Here is a 13,052-nt window from a genome sequence, read left to right on the forward strand (position 1 = left end):
AAACTGGCTCGCCGCTCAACAGGGACGAGCCGCGTAAATCTCTCAGCTATGGGATTCGCGAAACAGGGGCAACGTCAGCCGTCGACGAAGTCGAGGCGCGGCGTATTGCGCTCATGGAGAACATCCAGCGCGAGGACCTTTCGCCCGCCGAAGAAGCTCGCGACGCAGCTGAGCTGCTAGGGATCCATGGCGGCGATCGCGACGTAACGGCCAAAATTCTTGGCTGGTCACGCTCGACCCTCGACAGCCGCCTTGCGCTGCTGAACTGTTCGACGGCTGTGCTCGATGCACTGAGCGAGCGGAAGATCAATATCGCTCACGCCGAGCTGCTGGCGGCGCTCTCGAAAGAGAATCAGGACAAGGTCCTGCCCGTCGTCGTCGCGGAGAAGCGTTCAGTCGCGGACGTGCGCAAGCTGGTCGAATCGGCGTCATGCGCGTTAGCCTCGGCTATCTTCGACAAGTCGGATTGCGCGGGCTGCCCGCACAACTCGTCGACGCAGGCGCAGATGTTTGGCGAAGCGATAGGCACTGGCAACTGCACGAACCGTAGCTGCTTCAACGATAAAACGGAGAAGCAGCTTGAGGCCACGGCCGCAGGTTTGCGCGATGAGTTCCAGACCGTGCGTATCGTGCGGGTCGGCGACAACCACACACGCGTGCAACTGGCGGTGGATGGCCCGAAAGGCGTCGGACTTGAGCAGGCGAAAGCCTGTCATGCCTGCGCGAACTATGGCGCGGCTGTCAGCGGCTTGCCAGAGTCCCTTGGAAAGGCCTATCGCGGGCAATGCTTCGACACCGTCTGCAACATGAAGAAGGTGGCGGCGCGCATCCAGGCTGAAAAGGCTGCAAAACAGCCGGAGAAAGCCGAGGGCGCGAAGTCGGCGCCGGCGGTGAAGAGCGCGAATGGCACGGGCAGCAAGTCAGCCAGTGCACCGTCCTCCACTAATCCCTCGGTCACGGTCATTGCCGAGTCCGAGAAGGTGAAGGCGTATCGCGTGAAGCTCTGGCGTAAGGCACTGCGCATGGACATCGGCATGAATCACGAACTGGCTCGCCAGTACCTGATAGCAATCGTGCTGAGTGGCCATGCCCGTCAGATCGATGACGCCTCGTTCCGCAAGTTTTTCGAGCGGATCGCGGAGGGTGAGGCACCGCTCGCCAATCTGCCTAAAGCGATCGACGCCGTGCAGGCGACGAACGAAGGCAAGCAGGCCGACCTGATGATCGCGATGCTGTTTGCAGCGATCGAGGGGCTCGACGTGACCAACCTGACCCAGCTTTGCAAATCGCACAAGCTGGACCTGAAAAAGCACTGGAAACTCGACAAGGAGTTTCTGGAGCTGATCACGAAGTCCGAGATGACCGTTCTCGCCGACGAGCTTGGCATTCGTGCCGCGCTTGGCGAGAACTTCAAGAAGGTCTTCGCGAAATCCAAGCCGGAAGTCATCGAGGCACTGCTCAAGGTCGAAGGTTTCGACTACACGTGCAAGCTGCCGAAGGTTCTGAAGTTCTGATGTGGCGGGGCGCGTTCGGCGCCCCGTTTTCCCCTCTATGTCATACGCCGCCCTAAGCGCGGCGTTTCTCTTTTCTGGAGTCACTTATGTTTCAGCAACTCGAAGCGCTTGTGCGCTCATCCGGCAAGGTCGTGATGACCATTCAGGCGGCCGGCGACCAGCTGGCGGTGTTTGTCGTGCCGCACGGCGCGACAGACCCGGCGTTGCGTCAGCCACTCGTACTTACAGCGACGGCGGCCGAACTCGATGAGGGTTTCGCCAATGCACTGTTGACCTACACAGGTTCGCACAAATCGCTCGAGGAACAGGTCGCGGTCACCGCGGCCATTCTCGACGAAGCGAAGAAGTCGCAGGTCGGAAAGGCGCAGAAGGCGTTGCAGGGCGGTTCGAAAAAGGCGCAGACCGCGCCGGCTTCGAACAGCGCAGCGGACGAAGACGAGAGCGGAGACGAAGACGAGGCGCAAGCGTCGGACTCGACTCCCGCATCGGCAACGGCCGCACCCGCGTCCGCATCGTCCGAGCCGAAGGGCACGGATCTCCTGTCGCTTCTCGGATAAGGAGACCACCCATGTCGATCTCTATCGCCGCAGTGATCCGCGAATTCGCCTACAACGGCATGAACCTGCTCGATCCCGGGCCGGCGTTCACGCCGGACCAGGTTCGCGATCTTTACAGCGCGCAGTATCCGGAACTGACGACGGCCGCCGTAGACGGGCCTGAGATCAAGGACACGGTGATGCGGTACACGTTCGTCCGCGCGGCGGGTGCCAAGGGCTCCCATGCGTAAGGACGCTTTGCTCAAAGCCCTGTCCGGTCCGGATGCGGCATTCAACCAGGAACCGCCCGAAAGGGCGGTTTTTCTTTATGACGAGGAAGCCCGCTCATGCTCTTCGATCCTTCAACAGCTGATTCGCACCTCACTCTCGGCGTCGGTGGGTCGTGGCAACCGCCACGCGCTGCCGTTGCCCGACGTGGATCTGCCGCTGATTTTCTGACGCTGCCCAGCGTCGCGGACGACGTCCCCGTCGCTGCACGCGTGAAGTGGCGCGAGGACGTGTCGCTCGCCTCTCTCGTCACGAAGCACTTCCTGTACGGACCGCTGCGCGCGGCGGACGTGAACGAGCCGGTTGACGCTGGCGATGCCTTCCAGCAGGCGTTCTTTGCCTGGGCACGGCGTCACACTGGCGGGCTGGAGCGCATTACGGTCCGGCCGTGTCTGTTCGACAGCCACGCGGTCAACGACATCCTTCGGTACACCGGCACGGGAAGCAATGACGAAGATCCTTCGCCACTGTTTTTCGCGCTGGAGTCGCCAGAGGAATGGATCTGTTCGTTCGGGGCGACCACTGCAAAGTTGCGCGCAGCGCATCCGCTGCTGCTGCGAACCCTCATGTCGACTATCCATCGCGCGTCCCTGCGCACGCTCTGGCTGCGAACGCCGGACTGGTTCATGTACGAGTTCTCATGCTGGTACTGGGACGGCGACGAAAGCATCACCGACGCGGAAGCCGAGGAGATGCTCAAGGAACGGTTCGGCGAGGACGAGGAGGCGCGCAAGGCTTACCTTCCGTCGGTCGTCAAACCCACGCTGGCGCCGCAGGACGCCGAAGCTTCGGTTTTCTCCGGCGGCCGCTGGCGGCTTCGTCCGGCACTGACGGAAGAAGAACTGCTCGCGCTGCGTTCCAGAAGCAGGGGGACGGTTCGTCGCGTATGTACCGAGCTTCTGCGGTTGAACCGCCTGATGCATGGCACACGGCATCGGCGGCTATTCAATGCGGCCTACGAGACCAACCCTGTGTACGCAGGATGCGGAATCGTCTACGACGGCAGCGAAATCATCGGCGACCTTCTCGACGCACATTTTGATAGCGAGTCCCAGAGCGGTGAAGCCACGACTTACCACGGCTTTATCGCATTGGGCGACAACGCGCGCGCGATCCGTCGGCAGTACGCCGATTGGGAGCTCGCATTTTCCATTCTGAAGCGTCTCGACCGCCTGCTGGCGTTGGTGACGCACATCATCTAGGAGTTTTCTTATGTCTGGTATCTCAACTGGCCGCGCCGGTGCAGATGTTGCACTGCAGTCGGCACTGCTGCTGTATGGCGCGAAGGATGACAGCACCGTGTTTGCAACGGCGCACCCGATCGCACTGGTGAACGGGCGCCCCACGGTCGGCGCAGGCCGGCCGCTGCAACGCGATGCGCTGATTTCTGCGCTCACGAAACTGGCGGAGCACGCCGCACCGAAGGCGGAGTTCCTGCCGGCGACAGTGTTGGGTGTCTCGTCGGCGGCCGTGACGTGGTGGTGCCCGGGCGGTATGCGCCGGGTGTTCTTCAAGTGCTCTAATCTTGGTGAGCGCTCCGCCGTCGTGCCGCATCCGGGACTCGTATTCCAGGCATCCAATTTGGGATTTCGTGTCTTTGCGCTCGCCGATGGAGATCGACCCACGGCGGGAACGAAGCTGTTCGAGCCGCCGTACTTCAACACGTGGGATCAGGGCGGCATCTGCATCGGAACGGCGCGGGTGCCCAAACGTGTCGATGTCGCATCGATCCCCCGCTGGGAAGCAGGGTTTTTCGAGTCGGCATTCACCCATCCAAACGCAGGCGGCAAGCGCGTGAGCTATACGGATGGTGAATACGCCTTCTGGCGCGACATGCTCGACGGCAAGTTCGGCGAGTCGTTTCCGCTGGAGTGCCTCGTGCCGACCAAATTCACGGTGCAGGCGCTGGTGAGCGGTCGCGTCGGAGGTGCAGCATGAACCCATTGGACGCGGTACTGCAGAAGTCGTTTCCGTCCGTGATGGTCCCGCGCAATGAGGCGGTGCCGCCGCTGACGGCCGCGGGCGAGCGGTTGCTGATCGCTGCTAACGGCATCTGGCTGGAAGTCTTCCGTCCATGGATACGGGTGGTCCGCTGCATAGCCCGTTACGACGTGCGCACGGCGATTCCGTACGGCGAGGTTGCCGAATCAACGGAACTGCTGTGCGGCGCTGTACCGGCAGAGCACGTGGCTGCGTTCTACCAGATGGCCCGTGCTGCTCTGCCGAACGAGGCGGGGGCCTGGATCGTCTGGAACAACCACACGCGGGAATTCCGGATCGTGGCGTTGCCTTCGTTGTCACATGGTCCTGGCCATCTCGTTTACGAGCGGCCGGTTCTGGGTGACGGCGAAAGCGTCGTGCTGGACTGTCATTCGCATGGGTCGGGCGCCGCATTTTTCTCGCGTACCGACAACGACGACGACCGGCACGATGTGAAACTGGCATTGGTGCTCGGACATTGCGACCGCGCACCATCGGTCGCGCTTCGACTGTGCGCCAAGGGGATTTTCGAGAAGCACGACGGTATCCCCGGCACGTGGCAGGCAGCGCTGGATGCGGAGGTGACGGCATGAGTACTGCCATCAAGCACCGCATTCCGCAGCACATGCTCACGCAGCCCTGGCGGGTGGTTGTGGTTGGCGCTGGCGGCACCGGCAGTGCGTTGCTGCCGAGCCTGGCGCGGCTGCACCACGCAATGATGGAGCTTGGACATCCGGGCGGGATCGAATGCACGGTGTACGACGACGACACGGTCAGCGAGACGAATGTCGGCCGGCAGGGGTTCTATCCGAACGATGTTGGCCAGTACAAGGCGTTGCTACTCGTAAACCGGTTGAACAACCTCATGGGTACGCGTTGGATTGCGGAGGCGCGTCGTGTCGACTCAAGTGTCAGGCTGTATGCGGACATGGTGATCGGATGTGTTGACACGCGGCGTGCCCGCCATGCAATCGTGCAGTCTGCGAAGCGTGGCTCGTGCGGTTATTACCTCGACTGCGGCAATGAGACGGATCGCGGCCAGGTCATTCTCGGCGAGTTTGGAAAGGCGCGACATGACAGGCTGCCCCATGTGGGCGATCTGTTTCCCGACCTTCTGAATGCGAAGAATGACAAGGGCGACGACACGCCGTCCTGTTCGATGGCCGACGCACTGCGCAAGCAGTCGCTGGTCATCAACCAGGCGATTTCGGTGCAGGCGTTCAATCTGTTGTGGACGCTCTTTCGCACCGGGTCGCTGGACTGGTCGGCTGTGTTTGTGAACCTCGCAACGGGGCGAACGAACCCTGTCCCGACCGATCCAGCAGCGTGGGCACGATTTGGATACGACGCGCCTGCTCCCAGGCAACGGAAGTCGCGGAAGAAAGCAGCATGATCACTGACGCGAAGCAGATGCAATGTGGTGGTTGCGGTTGCGTTGATTTCAGGCTGTACACCGCTGATGCGGAGGTTCGCATCGCCGCGGAATGCCAGAAATGTATGGATGTCTCGTATATCCAGCCTGCAACCACAAAACTTGAAATCGAGTGGGGCGAGAAGTCGGACGGTCGTCTGACGGTCTGACCGCGATGCCCCGTTCCACACCATGCCGCTTCCTTCGGGAAGCGGCTTTTTTTTGACCGGAGAATCATGAAACAGAAGATTGTCGCTTGCCTGGCGCAACACGGGTGGGCCAAGGACCGGATCGTGGATGCGTTCAGCAAGACGTTCGAGACCGTTGTCGCGCCGAAGCGGGCCAGCATCTGGTTGAGCTTCGATCGCGAGTGCGATCGCTGGTGGCTAAAGAACGGCGAATTCACGAGCGCTGGCGAGAATGTATTGGCGGGCAGCTTTGCGATATTCCCGACCGGCATGCCTCATGACGAGATCGAAGACACCGTCGCGGTCTTCGTTGCCGGTATGGAAGGCAGCATAGCAGGGGCGTATTCCGTCCGGCTGCTTGGCCAACGGGCGCAGGAGCGATCACCGAACACACCCGCTCACAGGGGCTAGACCTTTATTGTGCTCGCCGCAGCAGTGCATCTGACAGCACCTGTGGTTGCGTCGACGACTGCACTTAACTTATGACGACGCGCGCCGTTCCCTCCGGGGGGCGGCTTTTTTTTCGCCTGCGTATCGCCGATTCACGGTATCCATTCGACGCATCCTCGGAAGGAGGGCGCTGCTTGCGTTGGGCGCCGCCAGGCGAGTCCAAATGATGAAAGCTAGGTCCGTTTCGTGATGTTTCAGCACTTCGACGGCTCGGATGTGGCCTAGACTCACTCTATCACCCGCGCTTCTGCGCATCGAAAGAACACTCCAGCTTGCTGGGGTGCTCAAACCTATGACCGGCTAATGCTGGTCGTCCACGACGGACAGACCCGTCTGTCAACCCTGTTGGGAGCCATCCCAACGGGACCGGCTCCCGTTTTTTTTCGGAGCTGTTCAATGTCGAATCGCAACCACGCGGCCACTGCCGTTTCGTTCCAGTTCGTTCTTATCGTTGCTGCCGTTGTCGCTATAACCGGCTGCGCACTGGTCATTTTCGGCTGTGCGTTCGAAGCGCAGGGTCAACTCGACCTGCTGCGGGCATCCGGACCGGCTGCTCTCGATACCTATCTGGCGCATGTCGGTTCGCATCAGTTGTCATTCGCTGCGCTCATGGTCGCGTCCGTTACTGGACACGGCTACGCGTACGGCGCGTTCATCCAAGGCATCGGTCTCTGGCTTGTCTTCGCTCTCGCACCGCTTTCGGTCGTGCTGCTCACGGCGGCGCGCTGGTTTGCTGTTCGCGACCGGAGCACGAGCCTTCGCCCTGCTATGGCTCACTGAACTTAAACACCTTTTCTTTCCCGTCCGGGCGACCTCCCTGACGGGACGGTTGCCCCAATCTCGTTGAGGCAATCAAATGTTCAAGATCATCGTCAGTCTCGTTCTCGCATCCATGCTGTCGGCTTGCGCCGGTATCGACTTCGGTTCGCCGAATACCTACCAGCGGTATGACGTTCAGCACGCCGGCTCCCTGGAACAGGGAACGGTTCTCCGCACTCGCGCAATCACGATCGAAGCCAGCCAGGACAACTCCGGGCTGACCTCGCTCATCAGCGCGGGGGTCGGTGCTTTCCTTGGCTCACGCACGATTGGCAACGGCACCGGTCGCTACATCGCCGGTGCCTTGTCCGGAGCTGCATCCGGCTTCATCACGCAGAAGGTTTCGCAGGTGCTGTCGCATCACGCAGGGCTCGAAATCATCGTGCACACGAGCACAGGGCGCGATGTGGTTGTGGCTCAACCCGACGATCAGCAGTTTGCGCCGGGCGATCACGTTCTGCTCATTTCAACCAACTCGGGTCTGCGCGTTACGCACTGACCTGGCTTCTTTCCTGCACGCGCCGGTTTTCGCCGGCCTGTCTTTTCATCGCGAGGTGTCCCCGAAAGGGCACCTCGCTTTTTTTTCGAGGTCCGTATGTTGAGAGTTCCCAAGGTGTTCTATGCCGATCGCCGCAGTTCGGGCGCGGCGGCGGACGCCGCAATAACTGACCACGCGACGCGGATGTTGCGCCGGGTGGCGCGAGATCTGCGTCTGCGTCTACAAGATCACGAGATCGTCAGCGAACCGGCGCGTCGCGGCCGCGGCTGCCGCGTAACGCTGCGTACGCCGGCGGTCATGCTGGAAGTAGCGGACACGCCGACACGTCAGATGGTTGCCGTGTCGTTCCGTACCCGCCGTGGCCGTTCGGACATGTCGGGCGGTGGTGAGAATGCTGTACCGCTCGACCAGCTCTCGTCCGCGGAGGGTTATAAGGTGCTGCTCGGCGGTCTCCGGCTTGCCGGCGGTCTCGATGCTGAGCAGCGGTAGGAGGCTCAATGGAAATCATCGATATTCTTGTTGAATACGCCTCCGGCATGACGATCGCCGATAGGGCTGCCCTGCTGCCGGATCTAGGCGAGGTCTGCCTGTCTGAAAGGCTCGCGGTGCTTTTGCGTGAGTTTTCGACGACGGAGGCTCCTCCGAGGGTGTCTGCAACGATCAGAGGGCGTACGGTCACGCTGGACCCGGGAGTCGATGGAAGCTTCATCGTTCCGAAGGGCGCGTTGGAATCGGCTCCAGTTCCAGTCTGGTGGCTGCGGGTCCTGCAGGCTTTAACTCCGAAAAACAAGGATCAATGGCAGCAGTTTGGTCGTTTCATGCATACGCTCTCCGCAGCGTCGTTGATCGGTGCGATTGGCTTCTGGCATTCCACGTCGTCGTGGACCGCCAGCAATATTCTGAGCGAGGTTAATCTGCTTCTCGCCTTTGTGATAACTTACTACGAGGGCATGGTTTCCATGAAAGGAGCATGAGCATGGGTTTCAGTTTCTTCGCTCTTGGTGTTGCGCTGGCTTTCCTTGGCTTGGGCATCTTTGCGGAGCACAACCGCCGCAAGAACACCGAGCGTCAGCATTCGCGCATCCCGCGTTAATCGGGTATTTGAGCCTGCCTGACAGGCTAAAAACCAATCTGGCCGCACCTTCGGGTGCGGCTTTTTCATTTCTGGATCCTCCATGCCGTTAACCCTTGATTTGCCCGTCGCCCTGGCGGCAGCCCCGTTTGAAACGGTCGGTATGACCGTTGGTAGTGTCGTAGACCAGATTTCACGTGCGTTGCGTCGTACGGAGATCGAACCGGAATGGGTGACCCACGCCAATTTTATTGACGCGGATTGTCCTGACAGGTTTGGCCTTGGGCCGTCGGCGCCGTGGCCCGTCGAAGAGTCAAACCGCCGCGTGAGTCTGGCGGTCGGGCGCGGCAGCTCCGAAGGCTGGGTTATCCGCATCGACGTGCTGGAACTGGCCACAAATGGTGAGTCCCAGTTGTGGAAGAGCGTCCCGCTCATCCGCATCAAGTCGCTGTCACGCTCCCAGGCGTGGTCGATAGCGGCGGTGGTGTCGCGGCTGCTCGATATCGACTGAAGAACCTATATTTTTTACCCCGATGGGCCAACATCCCGTCGGGGACGTTGGCCCCTTTTCATTTGTGGAGCCAACATCAATGTACACACTGTCCATTCCCGACCAGACATTCACCGTCGCCACGCTCGCGGGCGTCATCGCCCTTTTCGCTAACGACCTCGTGAAGAAGACGGAAACATCGTCGATATCCTTGTTCAGCGACGGCGTTCCGGCGAGCGTGACGCGATACAACGGCACGCTGGCAATCCGATGTGCCGGTTCGGCCGCCGAGATTGTCAACCGGCTATTCGGCGAAGTGCACGCGTTCTGGCTGTCCGCCTACGGCGAGCAAGCCCGTCCGTGGCAGATTCGCCCGACGCACTGGGACGAACTGTTCGGCCTCTTCGAGTTGGCGCGCGCACCGCACACGTTCCTGACGACCGACCAGATTGACGCAGAAAAAGCGGCCGCGCGAGACGCACGACAATTTTTCAGCCTGTCTTCGTTGTTCCACGAATCGGCAACCGCACGCTTTGGCTTCGGCGCGGGTGGTCCGCCCGTGACGGGCGGGCAGGTGAACGGCCGCCATGAGGTTCATGTCGCCTATGCTCTGCTTCGCAATGAAGACGTCCCCGCGGTGGTCATGGATGATTACCGCGCGATGGAGCAGCCATTCCGCTATGACCTGGAGTGGGCGGCGCCGCTGTTCGACGTACCGGAAGTTCGCGGCCGGTTCTCGGCAAGCAGATGGCAGAGCGTAAGCTCGGTCATGCGTCACGCGAAGCAACCGATTACGGCAGAAAACATCGACGCCATCGTTGCTGCAACGGCGCACCTGCCCGAAACGGCGGGATACATCGAGGTGGATGATGCTCTCTTCGATGCGCAAATCGTGAGCGCCGAGGCGTTGCCTGCAATGTTCGGAACGCCTGTCGCTATCGGGGAGCCGCTAAACGACTTCGCGTCGCGGCTGCGACAGTTGCTGGCGGACTGGCGGCGCGACAAGACGGTGGACCGCGCCGACATGGAACGCACGCAAGGTCGGATGAGTGTGCGCCGGCACAAGCTCGAGTGCGAGATGGCGCTCCTGTCACATGGGCGTGAGTCGTTCGAGTGGCCCAATCGCGTAGCTTCAGCTATCGAGGAGCGTGATCTTTCGATGCTTCTGAATCTGCTCGATACGCCGGACGATCACAACCGCAGCAGCAAGCAGGCCGTCGAGGAGTTCCACGGCGTAAAGCTGCGGGGCCTGAAGGCGAAAGCCCGTCGCCGTGCTGTCTTCAGTTTGTGTGGCTTCGACGAAACCGCTCAGCGAGAGTGGGAAAAGGCCGATGAACAGCGCAGGATGGAAAAGCGCAGGGCCGACGACGCACAGCGCGCCAGGGACGCGGCACAGAGCGCGCGTTACAAGCGCACTGACGGCACGGTCATCGACGGGGTCACGCACGTTGACGACGCCATCGCATCGGGTTTCAGTGAGATCCGTAACTGGCGCGCCGGTGCGATTCTTCAGTACGCACTGGTGAACCCGGCGCTTAACGAAGGACGGCGCCTGCAGGCGAAGGATGGCACGCTCGCGTATGCGCGGGCGGTCCTCGAGCGCCTTGCTGCATAAGGGGAGGGCATATGCGATTTGACCGTCAGGCCCGGCCGGAAGGTTTCTCCTGGACGAGCCGCCGTCAGGCACTGTTCCTCAGCCGTGAGCAGCGACAGCGCGAGAAGCTCGCGCAGGCATATCCGCTGTTCAGCGAGCAGCTTGAGCTACCGCCCGCACGGACGCTGGACGAAGAGCAGGCGCGTCGCGAGAGGTTATTCCTGGAGGCCGAGCAGCGTATGCGGGATCTGTACGCGCAGCAATGGCGGCGCACGCGTCGGGAGTACTTCGCGTGCACACCGGACCAGCGCGCCCGGATCAACGAGGAATGGGAGCGTTGGCGCGGCCCCGCAAGACCGTCCGCGTTCTCCTACGTGATCGAGAAGCACAACGGTGTCGGTGAAGAAAAATCGCGCGTATTTCGTCAGCGCGAACGAGCGTTGAATGCGCGCATCGATGCAATGTTGTCCGCGCAGTCCCCGCTGTCGTTGTCCTGATTCGACATTTCTTTAACTCAGACCGGCGCTATGCGCCGGTTTTTTTTCGTCCGCGGAAACCGGACCGCAAGCTGCAGCGCATTTTAAGCGGGGCGTTTTTTCGCAGCATATGCGCCGAACAGCGATGGCCGCATGCCTACACTGTGTCTATCACCCGCGTCCTGGACGCATCGAACTGCCGGATACACGGCAACAATTCTGCCCCAAGGGACTTCGTCCCTTCCGGGCGTCGTCGGGGCACTTCTTCTTCTTGAGGATCCCCATGAACAGCCCCGTGAGTTCCGACGCAACAGAGGTCTCGATCGCGCAGATCGAAGAAGCTATCAACGTCTGGCGCAACCGCAACCCGTCGATGTTTGAGACGGACGTGCTGGTTCTCTGTGCCGAAGCACGCTGTCTTGCCAACCTTTACGGTGAGATGATCTTCCTGCGCACCGCATCGGTTTCGCGCGGTGCGCTGACGCCGGCGCAACTGGCCGCGCTGGCCGGCGTGTGGGCGTAACGCACCACTGATTCTCCCGCGTCGTCCGACGCATCGACCTGCCGCGACAGCGGCACACCTAACCCGCCCCAAAGGGACCACGTCCCCTGGGGCGCTGGTTCGTGGGGCATTTCTATTTGCGAGAACCCCATGAACGCACGTAATAACGCTGTTGCATCTATTGCTGGCGCCGATCAGGCGCCTGCCAACCAGGTGACCGCAGGGCAGCTGATCGAACTTCTCACGGCCTATGTGCCGGCGCGGTTGCCGGTGCTGATTACCGGCAGCCCGGGCATCGGCAAGAGCGATATCGTCGAACAGGTTGCGCGAGCAACTGGTCACGCGCTACTCATCAGCCATCCGGTGGTCGAGGATCCGACCGATTCGAAGGGGCTGCCGTTTCCGTCTGCCGACGGCGCGACAGCACGCCACCTTCCGTTCGGCGATCTTCAGGCAGCCGTCAACAGCAAGACGCCCCTGATCTGGTTTCTTGATGACCTGGGGCAGGCGTCGCCAGCGGTTCAGGCAGCCAAGATGCAGTTGCTGCTGGCGCGGCGTATCGGAACCCACGTCCTGCCGGATCACGTCACGTTCGTTGCTGCGTCTAACCGGCGCAATGACAACGCGGGCGTGACAGGCATTCTTGACCCCGTCATCTCGCGTTTCGCGACTGTCGTGCAACTGATTGCGACGATCCAGGACTGGTCGGACTGGGCGGTGCGCCACAACGTACCCGCCGAGCTGATTGCGTTTCTACGGTTCAGGCCGGATCTGCTGTCCGTGCGCAAAACGACGCGAGACATCGAGAATTCGCCAAGCCCGCGCAGTTGGGGATTCGTCGGCAGGACGATGAACGTGGTTCCGAAGTCGCTCGAGTTGACCTCCTACGCCGGAACGGTGGGAGAGGGAGCGGCGACGGAGCTGCTCGCCTTCCTCGGCATCTATCGCGAGTTGCCCTCGCCGGACGCGATCCTCCTGTCGCCTGACACGGCGCCCATTCCGGAAACGCCGGCGGCGCTGTTCGCAACGACGACCGCGCTGGCAGCGCATGCAACAGAAGGCAACTTCGATCGTGTGCTGACCTACAACGACCGGCTCATTGACGCCGGACATCGCGAGTTCGGCGCGCTGCTCGCGCGTGACGCCATCCGGCGCACGCCGACGTTGCAGAACACACACGCGTTCATCCGTGCACAGAGCGGTCCGCTCGGATCAATCATCCGCGGCTGATCG

18 protein-coding genes and 1 pseudogene are annotated in these 13,052 nt (G+C 61.4%); 18 read left to right on the plus strand and 1 reads right to left on the minus strand.

Translation table 11 applies throughout. From position 1 onward, the window contains the following. Nucleotides 1-80: 80 nt before the first annotated feature. The 13 genes and pseudogenes from AB6809_RS27500 to AB6809_RS27560 all read left to right on the plus strand — a co-directional run. Nucleotides 81-1,514: pseudogene (locus AB6809_RS27500) on the plus strand (PRTRC system ParB family protein); the annotation flags it as partial. Nucleotides 1,515-1,600: 86 nt separating this feature from the next. Further along, on the plus strand, nt 1,601-2,071 hold the full coding sequence (locus AB6809_RS27505) for a PRTRC system protein E (RefSeq protein WP_371027543.1): 471 nt from the start codon (nt 1,601-1,603) through the stop codon (nt 2,069-2,071). Between the two features lie 11 nt (nt 2,072-2,082). After that, nucleotides 2,083-2,301 (plus strand): PRTRC system protein C, encoded by a 219-nt coding sequence (locus tag AB6809_RS27510; RefSeq protein WP_315697709.1) that lies wholly within the window; start codon nt 2,083-2,085, stop codon nt 2,299-2,301. A 96-nt stretch (nt 2,302-2,397) separates the two neighbouring features. Further along, on the plus strand, nt 2,398-3,540 hold the full coding sequence (locus tag AB6809_RS27515; protein WP_371027544.1) for a PRTRC system protein F: 1,143 nt from the start codon (nt 2,398-2,400) through the stop codon (nt 3,538-3,540). A gap of 10 nt (nt 3,541-3,550) precedes the next feature. Next, nucleotides 3,551-4,276 carry a PRTRC system protein B gene (locus tag AB6809_RS27520; protein ID WP_371027545.1) on the plus strand — a complete coding sequence of 242 codons (726 nt, stop codon included), beginning with the start codon at nt 3,551-3,553 and terminating at the stop codon, nt 4,274-4,276. Next, nucleotides 4,273-4,911, plus strand: coding sequence for a PRTRC system protein A (locus AB6809_RS27525; RefSeq protein ID WP_371027546.1), 639 nt, complete (start codon nt 4,273-4,275; stop codon nt 4,909-4,911). The genes AB6809_RS27520 and AB6809_RS27525 overlap by 4 nt, the downstream gene beginning before the upstream one ends. Next, on the plus strand, nt 4,908-5,711 hold the full coding sequence (locus AB6809_RS27530) for a PRTRC system ThiF family protein (RefSeq protein WP_371027662.1): 804 nt from the start codon (nt 4,908-4,910) through the stop codon (nt 5,709-5,711). The genes AB6809_RS27525 and AB6809_RS27530 overlap by 4 nt, the downstream gene beginning before the upstream one ends. Beyond that, nucleotides 5,708-5,899 carry a hypothetical protein gene (locus tag AB6809_RS27535; protein ID WP_371027547.1) on the plus strand — a complete coding sequence of 64 codons (192 nt, stop codon included), beginning with the start codon at nt 5,708-5,710 and terminating at the stop codon, nt 5,897-5,899. Before AB6809_RS27530 ends, AB6809_RS27535 begins: the two co-directional genes overlap by 4 nt. Before the next feature lie 66 nt (nt 5,900-5,965). Then, on the plus strand, nt 5,966-6,328 hold the full coding sequence (locus tag AB6809_RS27540) for a hypothetical protein (RefSeq protein ID WP_371027548.1): 363 nt from the start codon (nt 5,966-5,968) through the stop codon (nt 6,326-6,328). A 435-nt stretch (nt 6,329-6,763) separates the two neighbouring features. Continuing rightward, nucleotides 6,764-7,147 carry a hypothetical protein gene (locus tag AB6809_RS27545; RefSeq protein ID WP_371027549.1) on the plus strand — a complete coding sequence of 128 codons (384 nt, stop codon included), beginning with the start codon at nt 6,764-6,766 and terminating at the stop codon, nt 7,145-7,147. A 76-nt stretch (nt 7,148-7,223) separates the two neighbouring features. Next, nucleotides 7,224-7,685, plus strand: coding sequence for a glycine zipper 2TM domain-containing protein (locus AB6809_RS27550; RefSeq protein WP_114158354.1), 462 nt, complete (start codon nt 7,224-7,226; stop codon nt 7,683-7,685). 96 nt (nt 7,686-7,781) lie between these two features. Next, on the plus strand, nt 7,782-8,174 hold the full coding sequence (locus AB6809_RS27555) for a hypothetical protein (protein WP_371027550.1): 393 nt from the start codon (nt 7,782-7,784) through the stop codon (nt 8,172-8,174). 8 nt (nt 8,175-8,182) lie between these two features. Continuing rightward, nucleotides 8,183-8,659, plus strand: coding sequence for a hypothetical protein (locus AB6809_RS27560; protein WP_371027551.1), 477 nt, complete (start codon nt 8,183-8,185; stop codon nt 8,657-8,659). On the opposite strand, the gene AB6809_RS27565 is transcribed toward AB6809_RS27560, so the two are convergent. Continuing rightward, nucleotides 8,626-8,847 carry a hypothetical protein gene (locus AB6809_RS27565; RefSeq protein WP_371027552.1) on the minus strand — a complete coding sequence of 74 codons (222 nt, stop codon included), beginning with the start codon at nt 8,845-8,847 and terminating at the stop codon, nt 8,626-8,628. The genes AB6809_RS27560 and AB6809_RS27565 overlap by 34 nt on opposite strands. A gap of 13 nt (nt 8,848-8,860) precedes the next feature. Between AB6809_RS27565 and AB6809_RS27570 the strand changes: the two genes are divergently transcribed. The 5 genes from AB6809_RS27570 to AB6809_RS27590 all read left to right on the plus strand — a co-directional run bounded on the left by AB6809_RS27570 (nt 8,861) and on the right by AB6809_RS27590 (nt 13,049). Next, a complete protein-coding gene (locus tag AB6809_RS27570) occupies nt 8,861-9,268 on the plus strand; it encodes a hypothetical protein (protein ID WP_371027553.1) in 408 nt (135 codons plus the stop codon). Nucleotides 9,269-9,347: 79 nt separating this feature from the next. Then, nucleotides 9,348-10,862 carry a hypothetical protein gene (locus tag AB6809_RS27575; protein WP_371027554.1) on the plus strand — a complete coding sequence of 505 codons (1,515 nt, stop codon included), beginning with the start codon at nt 9,348-9,350 and terminating at the stop codon, nt 10,860-10,862. Nucleotides 10,863-10,873: 11 nt separating this feature from the next. Beyond that, nucleotides 10,874-11,338, plus strand: coding sequence for a hypothetical protein (locus tag AB6809_RS27580; protein ID WP_371027555.1), 465 nt, complete (start codon nt 10,874-10,876; stop codon nt 11,336-11,338). A 262-nt stretch (nt 11,339-11,600) separates the two neighbouring features. Next, nucleotides 11,601-11,840 (plus strand): DUF3717 domain-containing protein, encoded by a 240-nt coding sequence (locus tag AB6809_RS27585; RefSeq protein ID WP_371027556.1) that lies wholly within the window; start codon nt 11,601-11,603, stop codon nt 11,838-11,840. A gap of 129 nt (nt 11,841-11,969) precedes the next feature. Beyond that, nucleotides 11,970-13,049 carry an ATP-binding protein gene (locus AB6809_RS27590; protein ID WP_371027557.1) on the plus strand — a complete coding sequence of 360 codons (1,080 nt, stop codon included), beginning with the start codon at nt 11,970-11,972 and terminating at the stop codon, nt 13,047-13,049. Nucleotides 13,050-13,052: the final 3 nt, after the last annotated feature.

The organism is Paraburkholderia sp. RCC_158, assembly GCF_041355255.1.
GTDB classification, from domain to species: domain Bacteria; phylum Pseudomonadota; class Gammaproteobacteria; order Burkholderiales; family Burkholderiaceae; genus Paraburkholderia; species Paraburkholderia graminis.

What these genes read in the sequence shown, in the direction of transcription:
- AB6809_RS27505 (WP_371027543.1), top strand. Translation starts at nt 1,601, where the DNA reads ATGTTTCAGCAACTCGAAGCGCTTGTGCGCTCATCCGGCAAGGTCGTG.
- AB6809_RS27510 (WP_315697709.1), top strand. Translation starts at nt 2,083, where the DNA reads ATGTCGATCTCTATCGCCGCAGTGATCCGCGAATTCGCCTACAACGGC.
- AB6809_RS27515 (WP_371027544.1), top strand. Translation starts at nt 2,398, where the DNA reads ATGCTCTTCGATCCTTCAACAGCTGATTCGCACCTCACTCTCGGCGTC.
- AB6809_RS27520 (WP_371027545.1), top strand. Translation starts at nt 3,551, where the DNA reads ATGTCTGGTATCTCAACTGGCCGCGCCGGTGCAGATGTTGCACTGCAG.
- AB6809_RS27525 (WP_371027546.1), top strand. Translation starts at nt 4,273, where the DNA reads ATGAACCCATTGGACGCGGTACTGCAGAAGTCGTTTCCGTCCGTGATG.
- AB6809_RS27530 (WP_371027662.1), top strand. Translation starts at nt 4,908, where the DNA reads ATGAGTACTGCCATCAAGCACCGCATTCCGCAGCACATGCTCACGCAG.
- AB6809_RS27535 (WP_371027547.1), top strand. Translation starts at nt 5,708, where the DNA reads ATGATCACTGACGCGAAGCAGATGCAATGTGGTGGTTGCGGTTGCGTT.
- AB6809_RS27540 (WP_371027548.1), top strand. Translation starts at nt 5,966, where the DNA reads ATGAAACAGAAGATTGTCGCTTGCCTGGCGCAACACGGGTGGGCCAAG.
- AB6809_RS27545 (WP_371027549.1), top strand. Translation starts at nt 6,764, where the DNA reads ATGTCGAATCGCAACCACGCGGCCACTGCCGTTTCGTTCCAGTTCGTT.
- AB6809_RS27550 (WP_114158354.1), top strand. Translation starts at nt 7,224, where the DNA reads ATGTTCAAGATCATCGTCAGTCTCGTTCTCGCATCCATGCTGTCGGCT.
- AB6809_RS27555 (WP_371027550.1), top strand. Translation starts at nt 7,782, where the DNA reads ATGTTGAGAGTTCCCAAGGTGTTCTATGCCGATCGCCGCAGTTCGGGC.
- AB6809_RS27560 (WP_371027551.1), top strand. Translation starts at nt 8,183, where the DNA reads ATGGAAATCATCGATATTCTTGTTGAATACGCCTCCGGCATGACGATC.
- AB6809_RS27565 (WP_371027552.1), bottom strand. Translation starts at nt 8,847, where the DNA reads ATGAAAAAGCCGCACCCGAAGGTGCGGCCAGATTGGTTTTTAGCCTGT.
- AB6809_RS27570 (WP_371027553.1), top strand. Translation starts at nt 8,861, where the DNA reads ATGCCGTTAACCCTTGATTTGCCCGTCGCCCTGGCGGCAGCCCCGTTT.
- AB6809_RS27575 (WP_371027554.1), top strand. Translation starts at nt 9,348, where the DNA reads ATGTACACACTGTCCATTCCCGACCAGACATTCACCGTCGCCACGCTC.
- AB6809_RS27580 (WP_371027555.1), top strand. Translation starts at nt 10,874, where the DNA reads ATGCGATTTGACCGTCAGGCCCGGCCGGAAGGTTTCTCCTGGACGAGC.
- AB6809_RS27585 (WP_371027556.1), top strand. Translation starts at nt 11,601, where the DNA reads ATGAACAGCCCCGTGAGTTCCGACGCAACAGAGGTCTCGATCGCGCAG.
- AB6809_RS27590 (WP_371027557.1), top strand. Translation starts at nt 11,970, where the DNA reads ATGAACGCACGTAATAACGCTGTTGCATCTATTGCTGGCGCCGATCAG.